The organism is Trinickia sp. NRRL B-1857 (genome assembly GCF_050470685.1).
In the GTDB taxonomy this organism is placed as follows: Bacteria; Pseudomonadota; Gammaproteobacteria; order Burkholderiales; family Burkholderiaceae; genus Trinickia.
The window spans coordinates 2,490,833-2,517,628 of the sequence record NZ_JBFLUK010000001.1 but is presented as its reverse complement, the minus strand read 5'-3'; the positions used below and the strand labels follow the sequence as shown (position 1 = coordinate 2,517,628).

The following is a 26,796-nucleotide window of genomic DNA, read 5'->3' as shown; positions in this document are numbered from 1 at the left end:
TGCAGATGCAAAAAGCGAAAATTCGCGTTCAGGACTTTCTTGCTCGGATGCCGCTTTTCAACGAGCTATCCGCGGTTGAGCTCGATCGCATCGCGCAGGGTACGACGCAGCAACCGGTCGCGCGAAAGGAGACGGTCTTCAATTGCGGCGACCCTTGCACGGGCCTGCACGCCGTCGTCTACGGACAGATCAAACTCAGTGTCATTTCGCCGCTCGGCGAGGAGAAAGTCGTTCGGCTCGTTGGGCCCGGCGACAGCTTCGGCGAGGCGCTCATGTTTCTGGGTAAGCCGTATTTTGTTTCGGGGCAAGCGCTCGCCGATTCGCTGCTGCTGCATGTCAGCAAAACGGCGATCGTCGACGAATTGCGCGACCAGCCCGACTTCGCCTGCAAAATGCTCGCGGGCATGAGCGCTCGGCTGCATGCGCTTATGCGCGACGTCGAAGCGTATTCGCTTCGATCGGGCACGCATCGCGTCATCAGCTATTTGCTCGCGCAGCCGGGTGACGCCCAGGCCGATAGCGAGAAGCCCGGCATGCGCGTGCAGTTGGAGGCCGGCAAAAAGATGGTGGCCTCGCGACTGAATCTGACGCCCGAACATTTTTCGCGCATCTTGCACGAACTCGGCACGCGCGGGCTCGTTGCCATCAACGGCCGAGAAATCGTTATTCCCGATCCCTCAAAGCTGCGTGCCGCGTGCGCTTACTGACGTCAGTCGGCACTTCACGCTGAGATAGAGCCGCAACGCACGCGCGATGTTGACGCCGAGCCAGGCACTCGAAATGCCCAGTGCAAGCGCGGCGGGCCGGGTGAAAGCGTTTGGCAGCGCGCTGGCGCAAAGGAGTAGCGCGAGCGCGCACAGGTGCGCCCAATACTGCGCGCGCGCGTGCTCGTCGGGCAGCACGGCCTTGACCTTGGGGACGATGGCCGAGCGCACGTCCAGCGTTGCCTGCAAGTGATACCAGAGCAAAAACGGCACGATCTTGTAGAGCATGCCGCTGATCGCCGATTGAATGGCACCCACCAGCACGAGTACGCCGAGCGCGACGTCGAGCGAAGGATGGCCCGTTACGCGAGCACCCGCCCAAGCTAGCGATGCACCGAGGACGCTGACCATCGACGTCCGCCAATACAAGGTCGTCGTATCGGGGGACGAACGTTTGCGCCCGTGCAGCAAGGCGAGGGTGACGACGGCGAAAACGCCATATGCGACAAACGGCAGCGCGGCAAGCGAAAGCGACGCGCCGAGAGCAAGCGTCCGGACGTACCACACGGAGACCGAGGCGAGCGCGATCGCCATGAGCGAGAGCGGTGCGAACGCGTGTGCGAGCCGGCGAGGGTAGGGCTCTGTGACCAGGAACATCGGAATGACCTGATAGGCCACGCCGGCCGTTAGGAGTCCGATCCAACCTGCAAGCCCCCAGATCAAATGAACGTTCGTCATGCCGACGATAGGCCACGCGAACGGATGCGCGAGCGAAAGGGCGAGGGCGGCGCCGAGCGCGACCGTCACCGCGAAGGCGATCAGCGCCAAGCGAATCGCACGGAGGATGTCGCTGACGCCGCTTGGATGCTGCTCCCGCGCACGCCTGAGCCCGACGAGGCATGCGACGACGAACCAACAGCACGCCGCCCCACATGCCAGTGCGGCGATCGAAAATAGTATGGTGTGCGAAGTGACGAACGCTGCGGCCAGCGCGAGGGTACCGACGCTGAGCAAAGCATGAATGCCCGTTGCGCTGGTTCTTTCAGCCGCGACGTGAGCGCCGGCAACGACGGGCAAGATCTGAATCAGCGCGCCGATCATGACGCTGGCGAACACGCCGAGTGTTAAGACATGCGTCGCGGCGAGCGCGAACGCCGACCACCGCGTGTAAAACGCCGACGGCCCAGCATACCCGAGCAGCCCCGCGGCAATCATGCCGAATACCGGGGCATTCAAGAAAAAGCGGAGCGGGGCGGCGAGCGCGGGCGATGCGTCGAGAGCAAGATCGCGCCGCATCAGCCGCGCCGCCAAATATCGATCGCGTAACGCCCTTTATCGGGCCCTTGAGCGTCGTATTCGAAGCCGCCGCGCGACAGCAACCCATAGAGCGGAAACGGCTCTCGATCGATGATCATGCGTAGATAGGAATCGTCGCCGAGCGAGCGCAGTGCGGCGAGCACGCGCTCCATCGGCTCGGGCGGTTCGAGCCCGCATAAGGCGAGCGTCGTTTCACAGACAAGCGGTTTCATACGCGGTCTTTCGTCGCACCGCTAGCGATGCAAGAAGAAAAAATCGGACACGCCAGCCACCCTAGCAAAGGGCGCGGCGCGCGCGGGCAATACCCTCATTCACGGTAAGCATACGGGTCGCCCGAGATCCCTTCTTGACCCAGGTTAAGGTCCGCGCCGGCAGCTCGCCCCACACTGTCATGTACTTCGATTGTCGTGAGGTTGTCCTGTGTCAGTGCCGAAGGCTGGATTCGAACCCCTGCGTATCAAGGGCAAAACGCTGTTGCCCATCGTCCAGGGCGGAATGGGGGTGGGCGTGTCCGCGCATCGCTTGGCGGGCACCGTCGCCTCGCTCGGCGCGCTCGGCACGATATCGAGCGTCGACCTACGGCGGCATCACCCCGATCTGATGGCGAAGACGGCGCGCTCGCGCGACCGGGCGCTCATCGATTCCATCAATCTCGAAGCGCTCCAACGCGAAGTGCGCGCTGCGCTCGCGCTGTCAAGCGGCAACGGCGCGGTCGCCGTCAACGTCATGCGCGCCGTGTCCGCCTACGCCGACTATGTGCGCTGCGCATGCGAAAGCGGTGCCCATGCGGTCGTCGTCGGTGCGGGGCTGCCGCTCGATCTGCCGGAGCTCACCACCGAGCACCCCGACGTCGCCTTGATTCCGATCTTATCGGATGCCCGCGGCATCGGCCTCGTACTCAAGAAATGGATGCGCAAGCAACGGCTGCCCGATGCGATCGTCATCGAGAACCCGCGCTACGCGGCGGGGCATTTGGGCGCCGCCACGCTCGACGGCGTCAACAACGCCCATTTCGCGTTCCCCGAAGTGATCGAAGGGACGCTCGCCTTGTTCAAAGAACTCGGCCTCGAGCGCGAAAAGATTCCGCTTATCGCGGCGGGCGGCATTCATGCCCATGAGCAGGTTCGAGAGCTCATCGCGCTCGGGGCGACCGCGGTCCAATTGGGGACGCCGTTCGCGGTGACCGAAGAGGGCGATGCGCATCCGAACTTCAAGAAGGTCCTCGTCGAGGCGACCCCCGACGACATCGTTACGTTCATGAGCGTGGCCGGCTTGCCGGCTCGCGCCGTACGCACGCCTTGGCTAGCCGATTACTTGGACAAGGAAGCAAAGCTTCAACGCGTGGCCAAGCCGCGCAAATGCACGGTGGGCTTCGATTGCTTGCAGCAATGCGGCTTGCGCGACGGCATCGCGAAGCAAGGTCAGTTTTGCATCGACCAGCGGCTTGCCTATGCGCTCGCGGGCGACGTCAAACGCGGGCTGTTCTTCCGCGGCTCGGAAGCGCTGCCGTTCGGCAACCGGATTCGGCCGGCGCGTGAGTTGATCGAGTACCTGCTGACGGGAACGATGCCTGCGAACGAGATAGTCTTGGCCGCTGCGGCGGCCGGCGGCGCGTCGAGTCACACGAAGGCGCCGACGCACTTTCACGAAGCGGCATGAGGGCCGCCGCGATGTCGAAAACATTTCAACGATGAACGATCGCTCCCCCCCGATGGAACTCGTATGCCCGGCGGGCAGCTTGCCCGCGCTAAAGAGTGCGATCGACAATGGCGCCGATTGCGTCTACCTCGGATTTCGCGACGCGACTAACGCCCGCAATTTTGCGGGCTTGAATTTCGACGAGGCGTCGATCGCCGCCGGTATCGACTATGCGCATGGGCGCGGCCGCAAAGTCTTGCTCGCGCTCAATACGTACCCGCAGCCGGCGGCGTGGCCCGTATGGCGTGCGGCCGTGGATCGCGCGGCGGCAGCCGGCATCGACGCCGTCATCGTAGCCGACCCGGGGCTCATGCGTTATGCGCGCGAGCGCCACCCCGATTTGCGCTTGCATCTGTCGGTGCAGGGATCGGCAACGAACTACGAAGCGATCAACTTCTACCAGACACGGTTCGGCATCTCGCGCGCCGTGCTGCCGCGCGTGCTTTCGCTCACGCAGGTCGAACAGGTGACCGAGAACACGACGGTCGAACTCGAGGTATTCGGATTCGGCAGCTTGTGCGTGATGGTCGAGGGGCGTTGCGCGTTGTCTTCTTACGTGACGGGCGAATCGCCGAATACGCATGGCGTCTGTTCGCCGGCCAAACACGTTCGATGGCAAAAGACGCCGCAGGGCTTGGAATCGAGGCTGAACGGCGTGCTGATCGATCGCTATGCCGACGACGAAAACGCCGGCTATCCGACCTTGTGCAAGGGGCGCTTCGACGTCGCCGACGAAAGCTATTACGCGATCGAAGAGCCGACGAGTCTGAATACGCTCGAGTTGCTGCCGCGTCTCATGGCCATGGGCGTGCGCGCGATCAAGATCGAGGGGCGCCAGCGCAGCCCGGCCTATGTGGCGCAGGTAACGCGCGTCTGGCGCGAAGCGATCGACCAGTGCCGCGCGAACGCGCAGCGCTATAGCGTCAAGCCGGCCTGGATGAACGAACTCGACAAGGTGGCCGAGGGGCAACAGCACACGCTCGGCGCTTACCACCGTCCATGGAAATGACGCGGCGCGGCCGCTCGCGCCGCCCGCCGGAGCATACGAAGTGAAGATCGCACTAGGTCCGATTCATTACTATTGGTCGCGCGTGGCGACGTTGCAATTTTACGAAGCGATGAGCGCAACGAGTGCCGACATCGTCTATCTCGGCGAGACCGTTTGCGCGCGCCGGCACGAATTGCGGCCCTCCGACTGGATGGATATCGCCGAGATGCTGGCCGACGCGGGCAAGCAAGTCGTGCTCTCGACCCAAATCCTGCTCGAATCGGGCAAGGACGTCGCGACGATGAAAGCGGTCGCGGGCAACGGCCATTATTGGGTCGAGGCCAACGATATGGGTGCGGTGCATTGCACGAACGGCGGCGCATTCGTGGCGGGCCCTTGGCTCAACGTCTATAACGAACCCACGTTGCAAGTCATGGCCGAGGCCGGCGCGAAGCGGTGGGTCGCGCCGCTCGAAATGGGCGCCGACGCGCTGGCTCGGATGCAGGCCGAACGGCCAACGGGATTGGAGACCGAGGTATTCGCCTACGGACGGATGCCGCTCGCGTTTTCGGCGCGATGTTTCACCGCTCGCAATCGAAACCTGCCGCGAGAGAACTGCCAATACGTCTGTCTCGATCATCCGGACGGACTGACGCTACGCACGCGCGAGGGCGAGCCGTTTTTGGTGCTCAACGGCGTGTCGATCCAATCGGCGCGCGTCTACAACCTCGTCGATTCGGTCGATACGTTGAAAGGCCTGGGCGTGGACGTGCTGCGCCTGAGCCCGCAGTCGACGGGGATGAGCGAGATCGTCGAGATTTTTCGCGACGTCATCGACGAGCGGGCCACAGGCTCGCAAGCGTTGGAGCGTATGGAGCAACTGATGCCCGAGGCGCGATGCGACGGCTATTGGTACGGTATGCCCGGGCTCGCGCGGCACGAGCAGACGTGGATCGAACGATAAGGAATAACCGATGAATCAGGCTGCCTATCAAGTGCCTTCGCTGCTTCGAGGCGTGCTCTCGAAACTGCCGGCCTATCCGGGATCGATGTTGTTTACGGGCGGCTTGAACTTCGCGCTCAAGCCGCACTTGCCGGACGATACGTTGCGACAGCTCGAAGGCCGGGCGTTGCGTATCGAGGTGCGCGATGCCGGGATCGCGTTCGATTTCGTCTGCAAAGAAGGCACTTTCCGCGCCGCCAGACATGAAGGTGACGTGGCGCTGACGATCGGTGCGAGCGCCTACGACTTCGTCCAACTGGCGCGCCGCACGCAAGACCCCGACACGCTTTTCTTCAGCCGCCGCCTGACGATGGAAGGCGATACGGAGCTCGGCCTGCTCGTGAAGAACTCGCTCGATGCGATCGACTTGTCGACGCTGCTGAGCGCGCGGCTCGCGCCGCTGGCCGCGTTTCGGCGCATGCGAGCACGACAGCATTAGATAAAAGGCGTCTCTCGCGGCGCCGCTTCACGCTTCGCGTTTTGCATGGGGCGTGGGTGATGGAGGTTCGATCGTGAACAAGGAACGTCGGGCGATACCGCTCGTCTATTCGTGCTCGGGGTGTTCGAGTGCGGCGCAGATGGCCAACTACGTGGCCGTGCAACTCGATCGGCGAGGCGCCGCCGAGATGTCGTGTATCGCCGGCGTCGGCGGCGACGTGCGGGCGCTGGTGAAACTCGCGCAATCGGGCAGGCCCATTATTGCCATCGACGGCTGTCCGCTCGCCTGCGTCAAGCATTCGCTCGCCCGGCACGAGATCGCGGCCGATGAATACGTTCAACTGGCGGAGCGCGGCGTGAAGAAGCGCTTTCATGCCGACTTCGACGTGGAGCAGGCAGAGACGGTGATCGGCGAGGTGCAGAAGCTCGCGCATGAACTCAGCGCGCGGCGACTGGGAACACAGGCCTGCGACGATGGCGGCTTGCAGCGCAAGGGCGACAGTGCACAGTTCGCTCGTGCGGCCTGCGATACGCCGTAAGGCGTCTTGTCGTCGCCGAGCGCCGCTATCCGCGCCGGATATCGAACGATTGAAAGAGAGCGCGAATCCGCTCGATCGTCGCCTGGCTCGGATAACCCGAAACCCCCACCGCATTGAGCGCCGCGTCGCGCGAACCTTGCTTCCGAAAGATTTGGAGCGCGTAACGCGTAACGCCCATCGCCGCTAGCGTTCGGGCGAGCGCCAGCAGTTCTTGCTCGGACAGCAGGCTCGGATGCGCGGTGGTTCGGCACTCGAAATCGACGCCGCTCGCAAGCAGCGCTTCAAGGCTGCGTCGAGCCGGCTCGCCGCTGTCGCGCACGCGCGTGACGCGTTCATATGCCTCGAACGGCGCTTTGACGTCGAACCCCACCCAGTCGAGCAGCGGCAAGACGCGTTCGAACCGGCGCGGATGCGTGCCGGCGCTGTGCATCCCGACTTTGAAGTCGAGGCGGCGTATGTCGCCGATCGCAGGGGCGAGCCCCGGATCGGAGGTCGGCTCGCCGCCGCTGAAGACGACGCCGTCGATGAGTCCGACTCGGCGCGAGACGAGGTGCATGACATCTTGCCAAGTCACGGCCGCGTGCCTCGTGCGCGGTTGCAAATGCGTGTTGTGGCAATAGCCGCAACGCCAGGGGCAGCCTTGGACGAAGACGACGGCCGCGAGCAGACCCGGAAAATCGGTGGCGGTGAACGGCGTGATGCCGCCGACCTTTAGCGATCTGAGCGAAGCGGCCCCCCTCGAGCCGCGTTCGCTTGCCGTGTCAGGCCGCAAGCGAAGCCTCTTCGGTAAAGTACCGGCGTTCGTGGAATTCGCCTTTCTTGCCGGTGTTGAACGAGGAGACGGGACGGTGATAGCCCATTACGCGCGTCCAAATCTCGCAGGGTTGCCGCTCTTCGTCGTTGAGTTGGAATGCGGCGTCGATGGCGTGGTTGATCTCGTTCATGTTGTGGACTCCGTGGTTTGCAAACAATCGGATTTGCGGCGAAGCAGCGCCTCGTCGCATTTGGGACAAAACTCGTGTCGGCCGGGCAGATAGCCGTGCTTGGGGCAAATCGAAAACGTCGGCGTGACCGTGATGTAAGGCAGCGAGAACCGGCTCAGAGTGCGCTTGACGAGTTCGCGGCACGCCTGCGCCGACGAAATCGGCTCGGTCATATACAAATGAAGCACCGTTCCGCCCGTGTATTTACGCTGCAAGTCGTCCTGGTGCTCGAGCGCTTCGAACGGATCGTCGGTGAAGCCCACCGGCAACTGCGACGAATTCGTGTAGTACGGCATCTCGGGCGTGCCGGCTTGCAGAATGTCGGCGTAGCGCTTGCGGTCTTCCTTGGCGAAGCGGTACGTCGTGCCCTCGGCCGGCGTGGCTTCGAGGTTGTACATATGGCCCGTCTCCTCCTGAAAAACGAGCATGCGCGCGCGCACGCGATCGAGCAGTCGAACCGCTAGCGCGTGGCCCCATTCGGTCGTCAGATCGTGCTCGTCGTCCGTGAAGTTGCGGATCATTTCGTTGATGCCGTTCACGCCGAGCGTCGAGAAGTGATTGCGCAGCGTGCCGAGGTAGCGCTTCGTGTACGGGAAGAGCCCGTTGTCGATATGGTGCTGGATGACGCGGCGCTTGATCTCGAGGCTCTCTTTACCGAGCTCGAGTAGTGCGTCGACGCGTGCCATCAGCGCCTCTTCGTCGCCCGCGTAAAGGTAGCCGAGCCGCGCGCAATTGATCGTCACCACGCCGATCGAACCCGTCTGCTCCGCCGAGCCGAACAGGCCGTTGCCGCGTTTGAGCAACTCGCGCAGATCGAGCTGCAACCGGCAGCACATCGAGCGGATCATGTTCGGCTTGAGCTCGGAATTGATGAAATTCTGAAAATACGGCAACCCGTAGCGCGCCGTCATCTCGAACAGACGGGTCGCATTGGGACTGTCCCATTCGAAATCGGACGTGATGTTGTACGTGGGAATGGGAAACGTGAAGACGCGGCCTTTCGCATCGCCGGCCTGCATCACCTCGATGTAGGCCTGGTTGATCATGTCCATCTCGGCTTGCAGATCGCCGTAGCAAAAATCCATTTCTTGCCCGCCGATGATGGGCACTTGCTCGCGCAAATCCTCGGGGCAGACCCAATCGAAGGTCAGATTCGTGAACGGCGTTTGCGTCCCCCAGCGCGACGGCACGTTCAGGTTGTAGATCAGTTCCTGAATGTATTGCCGAACTTGCTCGTAGGTCAGCGCATCCTTGCGCACGAACGGCGCCATGTAGGTGTCGAACGAGCTGAACGCTTGCGCGCCCGCCCATTCGTTTTGCAGCGTACCGAGAAAATTGACGATTTGCCCTACCGCGCTCGACATGTGCTTCGGCGGCGCGGCCTCGACTTTGCCGGGCACGCCGTTCAGACCTTCGGTCAACAGCGTACGTAGCGACCAGCCGGCGCAATAGCCCGAGAGCATGTCGAGATCGTGGATGTGCAGGTCGGCGTCGCGGTGCGCTTGGCCGATCGCGGGCGGGTAGACGTGACTGAGCCAATAGTTGGCTACGAGCTTGCCCGAGATGTTCAGGATGAGCCCGCCGAGCGAATACCCCTGATTGGCGTTCGCGTTGACGCGCCAATCGCGTCGGTCGAGGTATTCGTCGATGGCGGAAGCGACCTCGACACGCGGTTTGACGTGAGCGACCGTTTGCGCGTGGCGGTCCGCGTGTTGAAGGGGAGAGCGCGGCGGTCGGCTGTCCATACGATTCCTTGGTTGGCACAAGATGTTGTGGTGATTTGCATCGTATGCACCACATATCGTGTGGTCAACGTCGCCGACCGCTAATATTGCATGTGCTTGACCTGCGTTAAGTTCGGCGAGCTGCGCGGGCGCCGCGTACGCGACCGATTGTCCTCGCGCCTTGGCTCGCCGAGCCGGCGTTGCGTTAGCCGCTGCACCCGCAGCCGCCGCCCGCACCGCCGCCGCAGCCCGTGGACTGCGCGGGGGCTGCGTCTTGATCGGCCGTGAGCTGAATGGCGAAGTCGATCACGACGCGCTCGGGCTGGCGCTCGACGTATTGAATACGGACCTGGTCGCCGTAGCGGTGCTCGATTTGATGCAGCAGCGGAAGCGGATCGTGGTCGTTGACGAAGCGCATCGTCTCGCCGTGATCGAGCGTTTCGAGCGCGGCGAAGATGGCCGCATGGCGGAAACGCTTGGCGATGCCGCGGGCATCGAGGACATAGGTCGTATCGGGATTGCTGAGGGGCATGTGGGACTCCTTTCAATGACGGAAAAGCACGGTGCCGGTCTGTGCCGGCCCGACAAACATCGGTACTTGGATTGAAAATCGATAGGAACAACGAACGATGCGCGTCACCTCCTGTGCGAAACGGTTCGGCGATCGCGTTTAGCGACCAAGGCTGCGGCGATCATCGCGACGACGAACAGCAGTAGCGCCGCGGCGTTGCCGAGCGCACCGGCGCGGCGAAGCGCGAACGCAGGGACGAGCGAGCCGGCCACGCGCACGGCGAGCGCGGCGTGAAGCGCGATGAGCGGTACGTACAAGAAGGGGCGGTAAGCGACGCGTATGCGCGTGAGTGCGGGCAAGACGATCGGTGCGTGTCCAAGCGCCATCGACATCACAAAGCCGAGCGTAAGCGCGTGCAACGCGGCGTCATGCCAAGGATGCACGTCGCGCCAAGCACCGGCGAGCCCTAGCGCGCCGCTGAACGCTAGCCAGGCATAGCCGGAAAGCAAGCACACGGCGATAAACCGAGTGAGGCCGCGCTGACGGAGCGTGACGCGCGCGATGTCGTAACGCGCAAGCCAAGCGGCGAGGGCGACGAGACACGCGGAGAACGTGCGTAGTCCGAACTCCGGCGAGGGCGGCGATGTCACGATCGCGGCGAGCATGACAATAATCACGGCGACGAAAACGGCTCGAGCGCGCCGTGGCGTGGGGCGCATCCTCGTCAGCTCGAGCCGTTCGGCGGCGATCGTCAACACGAGAAACGCGACCCAGCTCGGTACCGCTTCGAGCACGGAGCCGGTGGCGAGCCAAATCAAATCGCCGAACCACCAAGCGAGCACCCCGAGCGCAAGCACCGAGAGATGCAACGCGCTCTGGCGTTGCAACAGCGAGAGCGCGCTGGCGCAAGCGACCGTCGCCGCGCCGAGCAAAAGCGCCTGCGTCAAAGCCGGCGGTGCGCCCGCCAATAGCAGCGCCCCGCCTAGCGCAGCCGCTATCGGGGCCATCAAATGCAGTCCGCCGCCCAGGGCGACTGCGCGTTCGAGGCTCACCACCGCCCCGAAAAACACCGGCAACATCAGCACGCCGTGCCAAGCCGCTTTTGAGAGCGCGTGATTCGGAACGGATACGCCGAAACGCGCGAGACCGGCAAAGACACCGCAGACGAACGCAAGCATGATCGCCGCCGCGAACCCGAAGCGGGCAATCGCGAGGGCGCGATGGCGCCGAGGTTCGCCCGCGCGAAGGGGGGGCGCAGCCGGACGCGATGAATCGTTCAATCGTCGCTCCATCCGAGCGCCTCGCGCGCCGCTTCGCTCATCATCGCGGGCTCCCAAGGCGGCTCCCAAACAAGATCGATGTCGACGCTCGAACCGATCGCGAGCGAGGCGTCGATCACGGCGTGCACGTCGTCGAGGATCGACTGACCCATCGGGCACGCGGGCGAAGTCATCGTCAGCGCGATGCGCCAGCCGTCGCATTTCGCTTCGACGTCATAGACCAAACCGAGATCGACGATGTTGACGCCGATCTCGGGGTCGATCACTTGCAACAGGGCTGCGCGGATGCTCTCTTGCGTCATCGATGCATGGGACGCGGTCGATAAGGCTTGCATAACGTTCCTCCTGGGGGCGGTGTGCGAGTGCGGCGCTCCGGCAAAGTTGCTCGGGCGCCGCGTTGGTTCATGCGAAGTTAGACACGGCGTGCGGCGATGGATTGAGCGGCCGGTTTTGCCGCTGCCTCGGCCGGACGCGCCGGCTCCACGCGGCGCAGCAGACGCAGCGCGAACCAGCCCAGATAGAGGACGCCGACGGCGAACACGAGATCGCCCGGAACGCGTACCCAAACGAGGGCATGCATGATCGGCGCGTGAATGACCTCGGGCGAGCGCGCGTACCAAAGTCCCTTGCTGACGCTGGCCCAAGCTTCATAGATGCCGGAGGGCAGAATCGACAGGAAGACCATCATGAACAGCCCGATGTTGAGCATCCAGAACGCGGGCTTGAGCAGCTCGTCGTCCCATGCCGCACGCGAGGACAGACCGCGCAGGCAGAACAGCATGAGCCCGATGCCGAGCATCCCGTACACGCCGAACAGCGCCGCGTGACCGTGGGCGGGCGTCATGTTGAGCCCTTGCACGTAGTACAGCGAGATCGGCGGATTGATCGAGAAACCGAGCAGGCCGGCGCCGACGGTGTTCCATACGCCCACGGCGACGAAGCACAGAATCGCCCACTTATAGGTTTGCACCCACGGTGCGGCTTGGGTCTTGCGATAGGTCTGATAGCCCTCGAGACCGATCAGGGCGAGCGGCACCACTTCGAATGCCGAGAAGACCGCGCCCACGGCGATCACGGCGGTCGACGCGCCCGTGAAGTACAGATGGTGCAGCGTGCCCAGGATGCCGCCGAACAGGAACACGATCGTTTCGAGAACGATGGCGCGATTGGCCGTTTCGATCCGGATCAACCCGAGGCGCGAGAAGATCAGCGCGATCACGGCGGTGGCGAACACTTCGAAGAAGCCTTCGACCCACAGGTGCACGAGCCACCACCTCCAGTACTCGATCATCGAATAGTGGGTGTGTTGGCCCCATGCGAGGGACGTCGAGTAGAACGCGCCGATGCAGGCGGCGGAGAGGAAGACCATGCCGATGAGGCCACGGCCGTTCGTTTCGCGGCTCTTCAGGGCGGGCAACAGCGCGCGACCCATCAGCAACAGCCAGAACAACAAGCCGATGAAGAGCAGGATCTGCCAGACGCGTCCCATGCTCGTGTAAGCGAGGCCTTGGTTGCCGATCCAGAAGGCGAAGTTGGTGCCGCGATGCTGAAGCGTCCCGAGCCAGCCGCATACGGTCGAGCCGACGACGATGAACAGCAGCGCGTAAAAGAGCACGTCCACGCCGAGCTTTTGCAGCTTCGGTTCACGGCCGGAGAGCAGCGGCGAGATGTAGAGTCCCGTCGCGAGCCAGGCCGTTGCGATCCACAGCACGCCCAATTGCGTATGAATCGTGCGGCTGACGACCCATGGCAGTATCTCGGCGAGCGGCAGACCGAAGAAGCTATGACCCTCGACCGCGTAGTGCGCGGTGATCGCGCCCATACCGACTTGCGTGAGCAGCAGGCCGATGACGACGTAGAAGTACTTCTTCGTCGCCCGCATCGAAGGCGTCGGCTTGACGTTGAACAGCGGGTCCTCCGCCGGGGTGGCGACGTGATGTTCGCCTTCGTCGTGCGAGGAGTGATACCAGATCATGCCGGCGATACCGGCGAGCAAGAGAATCACGCTGACGATCGACCACATGCCGTTGGCGACCGTCGGCTCGTTATCGACGAGCGGCTCGTGCGGCCAGTTGTTCGTATAGGTGATGCCCGTTTGGCCGGGGCGGTCGGTCGTTGCCGACCAAGCCGACCAGAAGAAGAACGAAGCCAGTGCGACGCGATCGTCCGCGCTCTTAACGGAATCGGCATTCATCGCATATTGATCGCGCAGTTTGTCGAGCGAGCGATCGTTGCCGAACAATGCTTCGTAGTGTGAAGCGACGTCGCGTGCGGCCGTGGCGCGCGCATCGGTCAGCGTGACGCGGCCGTTCGCGGCGTCGTATCGATTCGCACGCATCTCGCGCTTCAGACGGGCGTCGAGCATACCTTGCTGATCGGGGGCGAGGGCCGCGTAGGGTTTGCCGAATTGTTGATTGGCCGAGATCTCGCGCAGTTGCAACGCTTCGCGATGGAGCCAGTCGGCCGACCAATCGGGTGCGACATAGCTGCCGTGCCCCCAGACGGTGCCGAGTTGCTGGCCGCCGGCGGCGAGCCACACTTGCTGACCGCGTTTGATCTGATCGCCCGTAAACAGCGTCTGGCCGCTTTCGTCGACGACCGCGCTCGGAATCGGCGGGGCGGCCAGATAGATTTCCCTGCCGAGATACAGTAAAGCAGCGAACGATAGCAGGCAGACAAGGCCTAGCCATCTCCATAAGCGTCGTGTTGATTGCATATCCTCTCTCCTAGAGGGGTGAATGGCGGTGGCCTTCATCGTTCCGGACGAGCCGCCTGAGTCTGCTTAAACATACATTTCAGATGCATGTTAACGACGATAATATGTTTCCGTATTGATCTATGTAAAGGTGAGGATGTTCGGGGAGCTTCGCTTTTTACGCTTTAAACATTGATCTGCTATCGATGTTTAAAGGCGTTCATTGCTGTTTCGCGCCATTTCGCCGCAGGCCCTTGAAAGCCCCGGATTCGGGCGATAAAGCGGTGTTAAAGGGCGGTTTGCAGGGCGCGGCGGCCGCGCATGCCCTCGGCGAGGGAAACGATTCGGGCTGCCGGCAGCCGGCGAATCGCGCAGTACACCTCGCGCTCTTCCCAATCGGCATATGCGGGGTAGCGGACGGCGAACGCGCTCAGCACCTTGGGGCGCGCGGAAGTTTGACGTACGCGGATGGCGTCGAGCCACGGCCGTACGGTTCGCCACATGCGGGTCAGGGCGTCGTGTTCGGCGTCGAGCGCATCGAGCGATTGGGTGACCTGCGTATCGCGGAGCCGCCGCAGTGCCGGAAACAAGTCGCCTCGCTCGTCGGCGTGGTGCAGCGGCACTTCGCGCTCGAAGTAATCGAGGATGTCATGCGCGGTGGTGCGAGCGGACTCGTCGGGCCCGTAATGAATCAGGTGAATGTCGAGGCGCAGCATGCGCTCCGATAGACGGCGAATGTCGGCATGGCAGCCGAGCAAGAGTTGCATTGCTTCGGCGAGGCCGGGATGGTTGGCAAGATTGGGCAGTTGCATGCGCGGTACCCGCGAAAGGAATGCTTCTGCATTCTGGCAGGTGAGCGCGTGCTTTCCGCTGATGTAAATCAAGGGAATTCGAGGGGGGCATGCGACGAGGCGGCTTTGTCGTCGGCATCCGCGAACAGCGAACGCGCACCCTTTCCCCTTGCCTGCTTCCCACTTCCGTCTCCCTCCGTACAAACCCTGGGAAGCCACGCTTTGTGCCTTTGCGCTCAGGCGTTTGCGTGCGCCGCCGGAGCGCGGCTCGTCATCGGGCTATTGCCTCCGCGCCGCGAGCGCATTAATAATCGCGCTCGCACGAGCAATACCCGATCGCGGCGCTCGGGTTCTCCGGCGCGCGGCAGCCGCGCTCGGCATAGAGGAGGCGAGGCATGACAGAAAAGCACCGAATCTTGGTTTTGGACGACGATCCGCAAGTGCGCGAATGGCTGCACAAAGTGCTCGAGGAAGCCGGGTTCGACGTATCGACGGCCGATACCGCCGCGCGTATGCAGACCTGCCTTTCGGCGGCGCCGCACGCACTCGTGATTCTCGATCTCAAGCTGCGCGGAGAGGACGGCTTAACGATCGCGCGCGAACTGCGCCGCCAATCGAGCGTCCCGATCATCATGATGAGCGGACTCGGCGACGAAACCGACCGTGTGCTCGGGCTGGAGACAGCCGCCGACGACTTCGTCACGAAACCGTTTTCGGGGCGCGAATTACTCGCGCGCATACGCGCGCAACTTAGGCGCACCACTGAGCTCTCGATGCCGCGCGCGGCGAACGGCGCGCCCGCTAGCGGCCCCCGCTTCGGCTTCGACGGCTGGCTGCTCGACATGGCCTCGCGCACGCTGACGCATCACGGCGAGCCGTGCGCTTTGACCCAAGGCGAGTTCGCCCTCTTGGCCGCCATGGTGCAACACCCGTCGCGCGTATGGTCGCGCGACCAACTGCTCGAGCATACCCGCGGCTTCGATATCGACGTCTACGATCGCACGATCGATGTGCTGATCCTGCGCTTGCGGCGCAAGATCGAGCCCAATCCCGCGCAACCGCAGTACATCCGAACTCAGCGCGGCGCCGGCTACCTATTCGCCGCGCAAGTCGTGCGGGCCTGAGGCGATGCGCTCGCCCCTGGCCCGGCTCGCGCCGCCGAGCGTGCGTGCCAAACTCGTCGCGACGTTCTTGCTGCTGTTCGCGATCACGCTCGCCGTGGTCGTCGTCGGCGTCCTGGGCATGCGGGCCAATCAAAAAGCGCTCGACGAGTACGAGGGAGGCGTCGTGCCCGAGATCGCGCGCGCGCTCGAATTGTCGGACAAGGTCGCTCAGCTTGCCGCAGTCGCGCCGAGCGCGACTATGACGGTGTCGCCCGATCTCCTGCATAGCGATACCGACCTGCTGCGCGGGCTGTTGGCCGATATCCGCCGTTTGGCGCCGGACCCGCGCGGCAAATCGGGCGCCGATCTCGAGGTGCTCGACGATCTCGATGCGATCGACGAAGACTTGCCCCGGCTCCTTGCCGTCTCGGGCCGCCAGCGGCAACTCGCCGACGAGTTGACGAAGCTGCGCGGCACGGCGGACCGCATCGGCGATAGCATCGCGCGCCGCAAACAAATCGTCGCGCGCGGCGCGCCGACGCTGATCGAAGTCTGGGCGCGGACGACCGGCGCGCTACAGGCGGCCGATTCCGCCGAACTCGGCAGTGCCGAAAGCGATAATGAAGCGCTGTGGCTGCAAGTGCGCGCGCGCGGCGAAGACAAGCGCGAGCCCGAATTGGCGGCGGCCCTGGACCGGATCGATGGCGGCGAGCGCAGCGTCTTCGACCTCCGCCGAGAATTTTTGGCGACCGAGGCGCAGGCCAACTACCTCGTCACGCTGCTGCGCGGCCACGCGGACCATTTGAGCGGTAAGTCGGCGCACTATGTCGAACGCTTGCGGCAGTTCGCACACGAGCGCAGCGAGAAGGTCCGGCGCGTCGCGGTGTCGAGCCAATCGGGCTTGCTGTTCCTCGCCTTTGCGGGCGTCGCCGTGGCGCTAGCGGGCGTTGCCTATGTGAACCGCATCCTGCGCAAGCTGCAAGCGATGACACGGGTGATGGCGCGGCTTGCGGCCGGCGATGCGTCGGGGCAGATTCCGTCCACGCACCGCCCGGACGAACTCGGCGAACTCGCCCGCGCGTTCGAGGTGTTTCGGACGAACCTGCACGAGAACGAGCGATTGACGCAAGGACTCGAGGCGCAGCGCCGGTTGCAGGCGTCGGTGTTCAATACGATGAACGACGGTGTGTCCGTTCACGACGCGAACGGTTGTCTGATTGCATGGAATCCCACGTTCGCCAAGTTGCTCGGCTTCGCGGACGATATACCTTGGAAAGGGATGACGCTCGCCGAGTTGCGCCATGCGATCGCGGCGCCCGCCCGCTGGCGCCAAGTCTCGCGGCAGACGGCGACCTATAGCGCCGACGGTGTGCGCATCGCCGCCTCAGCCGAATTGCATATCCGCGGCCGGTTGATGCTCGAGTTTCACTGCCAGCCTTTGCCCGACGGCGGCTGGGTAGCGGTGTGCCGCGATTTGACGAGTCGCCGTGCCGTCGAAGCCGAGCTCATGCACGCGCAAAAGATGGATGTGCTCGGGCAACTGACGGGCGGCGTCGCCCACGACTTCAACAACTTCCTCGTCGCGATCCTCGGCAATCTCGAGTTGCTGCTCCCGCGCTTGGCCGAGCGCGGCGACGAACACGTCATGGCCGATCGAGCGCGGCGAGCGGCGGAGCGCGCCTCCCGGCTCACGCGTCGGCTGCTGGCGTTCGCGCGCCGTCAGCCGTTGCAGGCCGAGCGCATTGCGGTCGATACGATGCTCGCCGAGATGCTCGACTTGATCGAATACTCGGCGGGCCTGCGCACGGAGGTGGTGCTCGTCGCATCGGAGAAAGCGGGCTGGGTCGAGGTCGATCGCGGTCAGCTCGAAAACGCCATTTTGAATTTGACGTTGAACAGCGTGGCGGCGATGCCCGAGGGCGGCAAACTCACGCTGTCGGTGCGCCATGACGAAGCCCTGCCGGCAATGAGCGCGCGGCATTCCGTCGTTCTGAGCGTGGCCGATACCGGATGCGGCATCGCGCCGATGCTGCTCGAAAAGGTGGTCGAACCGTTCTTCACGACGAAGGCCGCCGGCGAGGGCAGCGGGCTCGGGTTGAGCAGCGTCTACGGCTTCGTGCGGCAAAGCGGCGGCGACCTGCGGATCCAAAGCGTGGTGGGCCGCGGCACCACCGTCGAGCTGTGGCTGCCGGCAAGCGAGGGGCAGCCCGCGAAAACCGCGCGAGCTGGCGAGGCGCGTCAAGCAGGCGGTCAGCAGGGCACGACGCGGCGCGACACGCGCGTACTCATCGTCGAAGACGACCCCGAGGTACGGGAAACCACGCTGAGTCAGTTCAGCGCGCTAGGCGCGCGCGCACACGCGGTGGCGACCGTTTCCGATGCGCTGGCCTGGCTACAAGCGCACGGCATCGTCACGCTCGTGCTGTCCGACATATCGCTCGGCGCGAGCGGCAGCGGCATCGACCTGGCGGCCCGCATCGCCGAGCGCTGGCCCGCGCAGCGTATCGCGCTCACGTCGGGCTTGCCGCCCGAGGTTCATCAAAGCCACCCGGATTGGCGCCCCGATCTGCCGTTCGTCCCCAAGCCCTTCGATCTCGCGGCGCTCGCCGCCTTACTGCCCTGAGCCGTTGAGCGGCCACCGTTGCGCAATTGTTTCGATTGTTAATGGAGCGCACGGTTTTCGCAATTTTCGATTAACGCGGCTCGTGTCTCATATGCATGACGGCGAAGCGGCGAAGCGAAGATGCAACGCCAGGCAGCCGGCGGCGCGGCCCTGTCAACGCGCCGCAGCCTATACCCATTCGAAAAAAACAGGAGACACTCGATGTTCAAAATCAGGGCAGCCGTCGTGGCGATCGCCGCGGCACTCGCGGCCGGCAGCGCCGGTGCGACAACGTTGCGGCTCGTGTGCGGTTCGAGCGGGATCGATCAAAACAGCTGCGAAAGCGCCGCCAAAGCATGGGCGCAGAAGACGGGCAACCAAGTCGAATTCGTCAGCATGCCCAACAATTCGAGCGAGGCGCTCGCGTTGTACGAGCAACTGCTCAGCAGCGGCTCGGATAAGTTGGACGTATTGCAAATCGATACGGTCTGGCCCGGCATCTTGGCGGGCCAGCTCGTCGACTTGAAGCCCTACCTCAAAGATCGCATCGCCGACTACTTCCCGAGCGCGATCGCGAACGACACGGTCGGCGGCAAGCTCGTGGCCGTGCCCTGGTACATCGACACGGGGATGCTCTACTACCGCAAGGACTTGCTCGAGAAGTACCACATGAAGGTGCCCGCGAGCTGGGAGGAGTTGACGGCAACGGCCCGTAAGATCCAAGACGCCGAACGCGCGGCCGGCGACGAAAAAATGTGGGGCTATGTTTGGCAGGGCCGCGCCTACGAGGGCTTGACCTGCGATGCGCTCGAATGGGTCAGCAGCTACAACGGCGGCAGCATTATCGACGCCCAAGGCCACGTCACGATCGACAATCCGGGCGCCGCCAAAGCGCTGGAGACGGCCTCGAAATGGGTCGGGACGATCACGCCGAAGGCTGTGCTCAACTACGGCGAAGAGGAAGCGCGCGGCGTATTTCAATCCGGCGATGCGGTGTTCATGCGCAATTGGCCTTACGTCTGGTCGATCGCGAACAAGGACGGCAGTCCCGTCAAAGGCAAGATCGGCGTGGCACCGCTGCCCAAGGGCGGCGCCGATGGCCAGCAGGCCGCCGCGCTCGGCGGTTGGCATCTGGCGGTCTCGCGCTATTCGCCGAACCCCAAGCTCGCCGCCGACCTCGTGCTCTATCTGTCGAGCGCGGAAGTCGAGAAGCAGCGGGCCGTGGACGCCTCGTTCAATCCGACGATTCCGTCGCTTTACAAGGACAAGGACGTACTGAAGGCCAACCCGTTCATGGCCGACATGCTGCCGACGTTCAGCACGGCGGTTGCGCGGCCGTCGACGGTGGCCGGGACCAAGTACAACCAAGTCAGCAATCAATTCTGGAATGCCGCGCACGACGTGCTGTCGGGATCGGCCGGCGCCTCGGCAGCCCTGGCGCGTCTGGCCGCTTCGCTGCAACGGCTCGCGCCTAACGGCGAGTGGCATTGAACGCAGGCTCGCTACCGGGCCGAACCCGTAAGCACACGGCTCACGCCGCGACGACGTGAGCCGTATCGATGGAGACGATCGACGTGAGAAGCGGAACGTTAACGCTTAGGACTCCTACGTACTCGGCCGAGACGGCGAAGACCGGTACGCGCGGCAGCGCCATGCTCCGTGCACGCCGCCGCCAAGCTTGGCTCATGATGCTGCCTGCGCTCTTGGCGTTGACGGCCGTGGCGGGCTGGCCGCTCGCCCGCACCGTTTGGTTCAGCTTGACCGATGCGCAGCTCTCCGATCTGGCGCACTGGCACTTCGTCGGGCTCGCGAACTACATCGGTCCCGCGGGCGTGTTGCGCGATCCGGACTGGTGGCATGCCTGCGCGACGACGGTCGCTTTCGCACTCGTATCGGTGTCGCTCGAGACGTTGGCCGGGCTGGCGGTGGCATTGCTGCTTGATACGCCCTCGCGCATGCGCACGGTATTGCGCGCGGCGGTACTCGTGCCGTGGGCGATCCCGACGGTCGTATCCGCGAAGATCTGGAGCTGGATGCTCAACGATCAGTTCGGCATCGTCAACGCGATGCTCCAATCGGTGGGCTTGATCCATACCCCGCTTGCTTTCACGGCCGATGCACGGCTCGTGTTTCCTACGATCGTGCTCGTCGACGTATGGAAAACCACGCCGTTCATGGCGCTGTTGATGCTGGCGGCACTACAGACGGTTCCGCGCGATTGCTACGAAGCCGCGCGCATCGACGGTGTGCCGCGCGCTCGCGTGTTTGCCCGTGTGACGCTGCCGCTGATTTGGCCCGGCGTGCTCGTTGCGATGGTGTTTCGCTCGCTCGACGCGTTGCGCGTGTTCGATCTGATCTACGTGATGACCTCGAATAGCCGCGCGACCAAGAGCATGTCCGTCTATGTCCGCGAACAGTTGATCGATTTTCAGCAAGTGGGGTTCGGCTCTGCCGCAGCCGTGCTGCTGTTCCTCGCGATCGTGCTGTTCACGGTGGGCTATATGGCGATGAACCGCAACCGTATGCAAGGCACCTGAGATGAAAAGGCACCCGCTCGAGCGCGTGTCGTACGCGGTGTTCTCCGCTCTCGTACTCATCGTCGCGTTGTTTCCGTTCGTCTACATGATCAGCACGTCGCTCAAGCACGGCGATGCGCTGTACGACACGTCGCTGCTCGTCGCGCATCCGGCGCTCGACAACTACCGTCAGCTATTCCGGGATCAGCCGTTCGGCGCCTACCTCCTGAATTCGGCCCTTGTTGCCGGCGCGACCGTCGCCCTCTCGATCGTCGTCTCCGTGCCGGCGGCCTATGCGCTCGGACGCGTGACGTTCAAAGGACGCGGCGTGCTGTTGATGTGCATTCTCGGCGTGTCCATGTTTCCGCAAGTGGCGATTCTTTCGGGCCTGTTCGAACTCGTGCGCGCCATGGGTCTTTACGACCATCTTGCCGCGCTTGCGCTGTCGGACCTCGTCTTTACGCTGCCGTTCACGATCTGGGTGCTCGTGACCTTCATGCGCGAACTGCCGCGCGAACTCGAGGAAGCGGCGCTCGTCGATGGCGTCGGCGTCATGACGATGATCTTTCGCGTCTTCATGCCGCTTTTGCGGCCCGCGCTGGCGGCGACGTCGCTGCTTGCCTTCGTCGCCGCGTGGAACGAGTTTCTGTTCGCACTCACGTTCACGATTTCGTCGGCGCAGCGCACGGTGCCGGTGGCGATCACGATGGTGAGCGGCGCCAGCAGCTTCGAATTGCCGTGGGGCGCCATCATGGCCGCCTCCGTCATCGTGACCGTGCCGCTCGTCGCGCTCGTGCTGGTTTTTCAACGTCATATCGTGTCCGGGCTCACCGCCGGCGCGATCAAGGGATGAGCGCGAGCGCATCGACGACAGAACCGATTGCTGGAGAGAACAAATGAGCCGTATCGAACTAACGGGTTTGCAGAAGAACTTCGGTACGACGCCGGTGCTGGCCGACGTCGACTTGGATATCGCGCCGGGCGAGTTTTGCGTGTTCATCGGGCCGTCCGGCTGCGGCAAGTCGACCTTGCTGCGGCTCGTCGCCGGGTTGGAGGAGCCGAGTGCCGGCGAGATTTTCATCGAGGGGCGCTGCGTCAACGAACTCGCTCCCGCCAAACGCGACATCGCCATGGTGTTTCAAAGCTATGCGCTCTACCCGCATATGACCGTGTACGAGAACATGGCATTCGGGCTGCGTCATCTGAGATTGCCCAAGGGCGAAGTGGACCGGCGCGTGCAGGTCGCATCGGCGTCGCTGCGGCTAACCGAGTTGTTGGAGCGCAAGCCCGCGGCCTTGTCGGGCGGTCAACGCCAGCGCGTCGCGATCGGCCGGGCGATCGTGCGCAAGCCGAAGGTCTTCCTGTTCGACGAACCGCTCTCCAATCTCGATGCCTCGCTGCGCGTGAAGACGCGTGTGGAAATCGCGCGCCTTCACCGCGAGCTCGGCGAGGTCAGCATGATTTACGTGACGCACGACCAAGTCGAAGCGATGACGCTGGCCGACAAGATCGTGCTGCTGCGCCCGCTCGAAGGGCGCACCGGCGTGGCGAGCATCGCGCAGGTCGGCACGCCGCTCGAACTCTATCACCGCCCCGCGAACCTGTTCGTCGCCGGATTCATCGGCTCGCCTTCCATGAACTTCGTCGGCGCTGCGGTGGCGGCCACCGCGCCCGGCGAGGTGCGCGCCGTCGTCGGCGATACGGTGCTGCGCGCAGCCGTATCGGCCGAAGGCTTGATCGCCGGCACGCCGGTCACGCTCGGTATCCGGCCGGAGCACGTGCGCATGGGCAGCGGATCGACGACGGGGCAAGTCACCCACGTCGAGCGCATGGGCGAGCACACGTACGTCTATCTCGACACGCCGCTCGCGGCGCAGCCGATCGTGGCGAAGACCGCGCCGTCGATCGTTAGGATCGGAGAACGGGTGCGCTTCGAGTTTCCCGCCGACGCCCTGCATCTGTTCCATGCCGACGGGCACGCGGCGCAGCGACTCGCGCTCGAAACCGACGAGCGGTGGTTGGCGACGGCCTGAGCGCCAAGCAAGCGAAGACAGCGGAATCCGTTTCACGCGGCCTCGGGCGCATGGCCGCACTCGAATCGAGCGCCTCAATTCTCAATGAAAGGTTAGGAATGCTAAACAAAAAACTTTCCGTCATCGTCTGGAACGAATTCGAGCACGAGCGCGAGAATCCGGGCGTAAAAGCCATCTACCCAGACGGCCTGCATACCGTCATCGCCAGTGCATTGGCCGAGACGCCGGCCCTGACGCCCGGCGCGCTGCCGCTCGAGATCGGCACCGCAACTCTCGCGGAGCCCGAGCACGGATTGTCGGAAGCGCGCTTGGCGTCGTGCGACGTGCTGATCTGGTGGGGCCATAAGGCGCATAAGAAAGTGTCCGACGAGATCGTCGAGCGCGTGCAGCGGCGCGTGCTTGAAGGGATGGGCTTGATCGTCCTGCATTCGGGCCACTTCTCGAAGATTTTCCGGCGGTTGCTCGGCACGAACTGTTCGCTCAAGTGGCGCGAGGCTGCGGAGAAGGAGCGGCTGTGGGTGGTGGAGCCGTCGCACCCGATCGCGGCTGGCCTGGGCGAGTACTTCGAGTTGCAGCACGAAGAGATGTACGGCGAGCGCTTCGACATTCCGCAGCCGGATAGCACCGTATTCATTTCTTGGTTCGAAGGCGGCGAAGTGTTTCGTTCGGGCTGCTGCTGGGAGCGTGGCCACGGCCGCATCTTCTACTTCCGTCCTGGCCACGAGGCGTACCCGACCTACCACGACCGCAACGTGCAGCGTGTGATCGCCAACGCCGTGCAGTGGGCCGCCCCGCGCGTGAACATCGCCGACAACTGCCCGAACTCGCAGCCGCTCGAAAAGCTGAGCGAGCGCAGTACGAATTTCGCTAGTGTCGGCATCGTGCAAAAAGTGGGAGAAAACGTATGAACGACGACTACAAAGTCGAGCTGCCGCAGCTCGATGCGGTATTGCGCGGCCGCCGCTTGCGCGTGGGCGTGATCGGACTCGGGATTGGGCGTAAGCACATCGAGGGATGGCGCGAGCACCCGGACGTGGATGTGGTAGCGATCGCCGACCCCGACACGAAGCGATTGGCCGAGCGCGGCGAAGCGTTCGGAATCGACGCGCGATATACGAGCGCGCAAGAAATGTTGGCAACGGAAAAGCTCGATGTCGTCAGCGTGTGCACGCCGAACAAGTTCCACCGCGAGCTGACGCTCGCTGCGTTCGAGGCCGGCTGCCACGTACTCTGCGAAAAGCCGATGGCGATGAACGCCGAGGAAGCGCGCGAGATGTTGCGCGCGGCCGATCGCGCGGGCAAACGCCTGATGATCAACTTTTCATATCGCTTCAGCGCGCAATCGCGCGCACTGAAGGCGCAAGTCGACGCCGGCCTCTTCGGCGACTTCTATTTCGGGCGCACCGTCTGGCATCGGCGGCGTGGCTTGCCGGGTTTCGGTGGATGGTTCGGCACGAAGGCGCTCGCGGGCGGCGGACCGCTCATCGACCTCGGCGTACACCGGCTCGATTTGGCGCTCTGGCTCATGGGCTATCCGAAGCCTGTCTGGGTGCTAGGCAGCACCTATGACCCGATCGGCCGTGAGCTGGCGGCCCGAACCGGAAAGACGTTCGACGTCGAAGACTTGGCCGCGACGCTGATCAAGTTCGACAACGGCGCGACGCTAGTGCTTGAGGCCTCGTGGGCGACGAACATCCAAGAGGCCGAACTGATGGAAACGCGATTGCTCGGGACGCGCGCGGGCTTGTTGCAAAAGAACTTGAACGAAGGCTACACGTTCGACGCGCAAGTGTTCATGGAGCAAAACGGCGCGCAATTCGACATGCGCGTGAGCCCCGCATCAACGGCGCATTCGGCGATGTACGACTACGCCGAGGCGATTCTGACGGAGCGGCCTCATCCGGCGACCGGGGAGGAAGGGCTCATCGTCATGGAGATATTGGACGCCATTTACGCGAGCGCGGCCCTTGGCGAGCCGATTCGCCTCGAAGGATCGAAGAAAGCCGCGATGCCCGTGGCCGACCTCGACATGGCCGGCTAGCGCCCATTTCGATAGGGCCGGCGTGCGGCGCGCCGGCCCTCGATACTGTCCACACGCCGCGACAAAAACGCGCTGTGCATGCACGCAGCTCGATAACGATATTGGAGACACTTGATGACCGAACAACAGGGCGGCGGCGTACGCGCGCGCGATCTTGCCGCGTTCCGATTGACTCGTCTGGCGCTTGCGCTGATGTGCGCCACCTCGTCCGCGGCGATCTATGCCGCAACCGACGACAACGCTGCAACAGCCGATTCCAAGGGCACTGTGCAAGTGGCGCAAGCGACGACGACCGTCGCAGCCGATGGCTCCGCCGTGGCGGCCGCGGGTAACGGTCCCGTGGGAATCGGAAAGGCGACAGGGGTAGTGCCAGCCGATACGAACGCGGCGAACACCGCACCCGCGACACCTTCGACAGCTTGGAATCAGTTGACGCCGTGGACGCAGTTTCACGGATATCTGCGCGCGGGCATGGGCACGAGCGAGGGACACAACCAAGCGTGCTTCCAATTGCCGGGGGCTCAGAGCAAGTATCGCCTCGGCAACGAATGTCAGATCTATAGCGAACTCGAGATAGACCAGAAGCTGTATCAGTTCTCGAACGGGATGCAGCTTTCGGCTGTCGGCATGGCAAGCCTCGTCAATGACCTCGGCTACACGCCGACGTTTCACGGCGACCACGGGGCCATCCGGATGCCGGAATCGTACGTACAACTGACCAATCTGCCTGGGCTTGACGATATGCGCGTGTGGTTGGGCCGTATCTACTATCGGCGCAACGACGTCCATATGAACGACTTCTTCTATTGGAATCCAAGCGGCCTTGGCGCGGGCGTCGAGAACATTCCGCTTGGCCATGGATTGAAGTTGAGCTATGCCTTGTTCCGAGAAGACTACATCGATCAACCGAATTACGCGACGCGTCACGATTTGCAATTGTCCGGCGTGCATCCGAATCCGGGGGGCGAACTGCAATTTGGCTTTTCGTATATTCCTTCGCGCGGGCCGATTTACGGCAGCAATGGACAAGATACGCATAGCGGCTGGTCGTTTACGGTGCAGCATATTCAGACCAATTTGCTCGGCGGCAAAAACAAGCTCGCCTTCCAATACGGGCAAGGACCCGGAACGGGCCTGAGCTATACAGGCACGCTGACGAACGACAACCAATACAAGAGCTTGCGCGTCCTCGATGCGTTCGATTGGCAGGTGACGCGCGATTTCGGCGGACAGGTATTGGGGTTGTACGAACGCGACATCGCGCCGTCGGGCGGTTCGCAGACCTGGGTCTCGATGGGCATTCGTCCTGTTTACGCAATCACGCAGCACGTGAAGATCCAGGGCGACCTGGGTAACGATCGCGTGACGCCGGACAACGGACCGACGCGGACGCTGCTCAAGGCCAGCGTCGCGTTGACGCTCGCCATGGATCGGTCGTTCTGGTCGCGGCCCGAGTTGCGGCTGTTCTATACGTACGCGCATTGGAACCAAGCGGCGCAAAACGCGGCGGCGCCTGGCGATCCGCTATCGACCACGGGGATCTTCGGGGCCTCGCGTACGGGCTCGACGGTTGGGGCGCAAGTTGAATGGTGGTGGTGAGGTGAGTTGATTCGGAAGGCGGGGCTTGGCGTGCGAGAGAGGTCGGGCTTCGCCGATTCATGAGAAACGCGGCGACCAAATCTTGAGAAGTTTTTTATAAACAGATCGGTACGGATATTTGAATATATGCATTTCAATGGCTTTATGCCCGAAATCTGATTTTTGAGATTTTGATGTTTATATCTATGCTAAATCATTCATCGAGAGGAAAGTTTTTCTAAGAACATTCCG

The 26,796-nt window shown here is 63.4% G+C and carries 24 protein-coding genes and 1 pseudogene; 15 read left to right on the top strand and 10 right to left on the bottom strand.

Translation table 11 applies throughout. From position 1 onward, the window contains the following. The first annotated feature begins 5 nt into the window (after positions 1–5). Complete coding sequence (locus AB1286_RS11205; RefSeq protein ID WP_430363350.1) at positions 6–707, top strand: Crp/Fnr family transcriptional regulator; 702 nt, start codon at positions 6–8, stop codon at positions 705–707. Here AB1286_RS11205 and AB1286_RS11200 read toward each other — a convergent pair. Both AB1286_RS11200 and AB1286_RS11195 read right to left on the bottom strand, forming a co-directional pair. Then, a complete protein-coding gene (locus AB1286_RS11200) occupies positions 678–2,000 on the bottom strand; it encodes a hypothetical protein (protein WP_430363349.1) in 1,323 nt (440 codons plus the stop codon). The genes AB1286_RS11205 and AB1286_RS11200 overlap by 30 nt on opposite strands. After that, the gene (locus tag AB1286_RS11195) at positions 2,000–2,233 is read right to left on the bottom strand and encodes a DUF2249 domain-containing protein (protein ID WP_430363348.1); all 234 of its coding nucleotides are present in this window, start codon (positions 2,231–2,233) and stop codon (positions 2,000–2,002) included. The genes AB1286_RS11200 and AB1286_RS11195 overlap by 1 nt, the downstream gene beginning before the upstream one ends. Positions 2,234–2,441: 208 nt before the next feature. Here AB1286_RS11195 and AB1286_RS11190 point away from each other — a divergent pair, with 208 nt between their 5' ends. From AB1286_RS11190 to AB1286_RS11170, 5 genes are all read left to right on the top strand, one after another. Next, positions 2,442–3,680 (top strand): NAD(P)H-dependent flavin oxidoreductase, encoded by a 1,239-nt coding sequence (locus AB1286_RS11190; protein ID WP_430363347.1) that lies wholly within the window; start codon positions 2,442–2,444, stop codon positions 3,678–3,680. Between the two features lie 52 nt (positions 3,681–3,732). After that, a complete protein-coding gene (gene ubiU / locus AB1286_RS11185) occupies positions 3,733–4,728 on the top strand; it encodes a ubiquinone anaerobic biosynthesis protein UbiU (protein WP_430363346.1) in 996 nt (331 codons plus the stop codon). A 40-nt stretch (positions 4,729–4,768) separates the two neighbouring features. Continuing rightward, positions 4,769–5,671: a ubiquinone anaerobic biosynthesis protein UbiV gene (gene ubiV, locus AB1286_RS11180; RefSeq protein WP_430363345.1), complete on the top strand. Its 903-nt coding sequence runs from the start codon at positions 4,769–4,771 to the stop codon at positions 5,669–5,671. Positions 5,672–5,681: 10 nt separating this feature from the next. Then, positions 5,682–6,149 carry a ubiquinone anaerobic biosynthesis accessory factor UbiT gene (gene ubiT / locus AB1286_RS11175; protein ID WP_430363344.1) on the top strand — a complete coding sequence of 156 codons (468 nt, stop codon included), beginning with the start codon at positions 5,682–5,684 and terminating at the stop codon, positions 6,147–6,149. Between the two features lie 73 nt (positions 6,150–6,222). Then, entirely contained in the window at positions 6,223–6,687 is a 465-nt protein-coding gene (locus AB1286_RS11170; RefSeq protein ID WP_430363343.1) for a putative zinc-binding protein, read from the top strand. A gap of 25 nt (positions 6,688–6,712) precedes the next feature. On the opposite strand, the gene AB1286_RS11165 is transcribed toward AB1286_RS11170, so the two are convergent. The 8 genes and pseudogenes from AB1286_RS11165 to AB1286_RS11130 all read right to left on the bottom strand — a co-directional run bounded on the left by AB1286_RS11165 (position 6,713) and on the right by AB1286_RS11130 (position 14,692). Further along, positions 6,713–7,387, bottom strand: a complete 675-nt coding sequence (locus AB1286_RS11165; protein ID WP_430365039.1) for an anaerobic ribonucleoside-triphosphate reductase activating protein — start codon at positions 7,385–7,387, stop codon at positions 6,713–6,715. Between the two features lie 61 nt (positions 7,388–7,448). Further along, positions 7,449–7,631: an anaerobic ribonucleoside-triphosphate reductase gene (gene nrdD, locus AB1286_RS11160; protein WP_430363342.1), complete on the bottom strand. Its 183-nt coding sequence runs from the start codon at positions 7,629–7,631 to the stop codon at positions 7,449–7,451. Continuing rightward, the gene (locus AB1286_RS11155; RefSeq protein WP_430363341.1) at positions 7,628–9,415 is read right to left on the bottom strand and encodes a ribonucleoside triphosphate reductase; all 1,788 of its coding nucleotides are present in this window, start codon (positions 9,413–9,415) and stop codon (positions 7,628–7,630) included. Before AB1286_RS11155 ends, nrdD begins: the two co-directional genes overlap by 4 nt. A gap of 268 nt (positions 9,416–9,683) precedes the next feature. After that, positions 9,684–9,926 (bottom strand): annotated as a pseudogene (locus AB1286_RS11150) (DUF2249 domain-containing protein); the annotation flags it as partial. Positions 9,927–10,030: 104 nt separating this feature from the next. Further along, positions 10,031–11,083, bottom strand: a complete 1,053-nt coding sequence (locus AB1286_RS11145) for a hypothetical protein (RefSeq protein ID WP_430365038.1) — start codon at positions 11,081–11,083, stop codon at positions 10,031–10,033. A 98-nt stretch (positions 11,084–11,181) separates the two neighbouring features. Then, entirely contained in the window at positions 11,182–11,520 is a 339-nt protein-coding gene (locus AB1286_RS11140; RefSeq protein ID WP_430363340.1) for a metal-sulfur cluster assembly factor, read from the bottom strand. Between the two features lie 77 nt (positions 11,521–11,597). Beyond that, on the bottom strand, positions 11,598–13,901 hold the full coding sequence (locus AB1286_RS11135) for a nitric-oxide reductase large subunit (RefSeq protein WP_430363339.1): 2,304 nt from the start codon (positions 13,899–13,901) through the stop codon (positions 11,598–11,600). A gap of 266 nt (positions 13,902–14,167) precedes the next feature. Continuing rightward, positions 14,168–14,692 carry a hemerythrin domain-containing protein gene (locus AB1286_RS11130; protein WP_430363338.1) on the bottom strand — a complete coding sequence of 175 codons (525 nt, stop codon included), beginning with the start codon at positions 14,690–14,692 and terminating at the stop codon, positions 14,168–14,170. 374 nt (positions 14,693–15,066) lie between these two features. Here AB1286_RS11130 and AB1286_RS11125 point away from each other — a divergent pair, with 374 nt between their 5' ends. From AB1286_RS11125 to AB1286_RS11085, 9 genes are all read left to right on the top strand, one after another. Next, positions 15,067–15,795, top strand: coding sequence for a winged helix-turn-helix domain-containing protein (locus AB1286_RS11125; RefSeq protein WP_430363337.1), 729 nt, complete (start codon positions 15,067–15,069; stop codon positions 15,793–15,795). 4 nt (positions 15,796–15,799) lie between these two features. Beyond that, positions 15,800–18,397 carry an ATP-binding protein gene (locus AB1286_RS11120; RefSeq protein WP_430363336.1) on the top strand — a complete coding sequence of 866 codons (2,598 nt, stop codon included), beginning with the start codon at positions 15,800–15,802 and terminating at the stop codon, positions 18,395–18,397. 201 nt (positions 18,398–18,598) lie between these two features. Next, positions 18,599–19,867, top strand: a complete 1,269-nt coding sequence (locus tag AB1286_RS11115) for an ABC transporter substrate-binding protein (RefSeq protein ID WP_430363335.1) — start codon at positions 18,599–18,601, stop codon at positions 19,865–19,867. A gap of 83 nt (positions 19,868–19,950) precedes the next feature. Further along, positions 19,951–20,913, top strand: coding sequence for a carbohydrate ABC transporter permease (locus AB1286_RS11110; RefSeq protein WP_430363334.1), 963 nt, complete (start codon positions 19,951–19,953; stop codon positions 20,911–20,913). A gap of 1 nt (position 20,914) precedes the next feature. After that, positions 20,915–21,745 (top strand): carbohydrate ABC transporter permease, encoded by an 831-nt coding sequence (locus tag AB1286_RS11105; RefSeq protein WP_430363333.1) that lies wholly within the window; start codon positions 20,915–20,917, stop codon positions 21,743–21,745. Between the two features lie 43 nt (positions 21,746–21,788). Continuing rightward, a complete protein-coding gene (locus AB1286_RS11100) occupies positions 21,789–22,925 on the top strand; it encodes an ABC transporter ATP-binding protein (RefSeq protein ID WP_430363332.1) in 1,137 nt (378 codons plus the stop codon). A 98-nt stretch (positions 22,926–23,023) separates the two neighbouring features. Then, entirely contained in the window at positions 23,024–23,833 is an 810-nt protein-coding gene (locus AB1286_RS11095; protein ID WP_430363331.1) for a ThuA domain-containing protein, read from the top strand. Further along, positions 23,830–24,966: a Gfo/Idh/MocA family protein gene (locus AB1286_RS11090; RefSeq protein WP_430363330.1), complete on the top strand. Its 1,137-nt coding sequence runs from the start codon at positions 23,830–23,832 to the stop codon at positions 24,964–24,966. The genes AB1286_RS11095 and AB1286_RS11090 overlap by 4 nt, the downstream gene beginning before the upstream one ends. A gap of 114 nt (positions 24,967–25,080) precedes the next feature. Next, entirely contained in the window at positions 25,081–26,565 is a 1,485-nt protein-coding gene (locus tag AB1286_RS11085) for a maltoporin (protein WP_430363329.1), read from the top strand. Positions 26,566–26,796 lie beyond the last annotated feature (231 nt).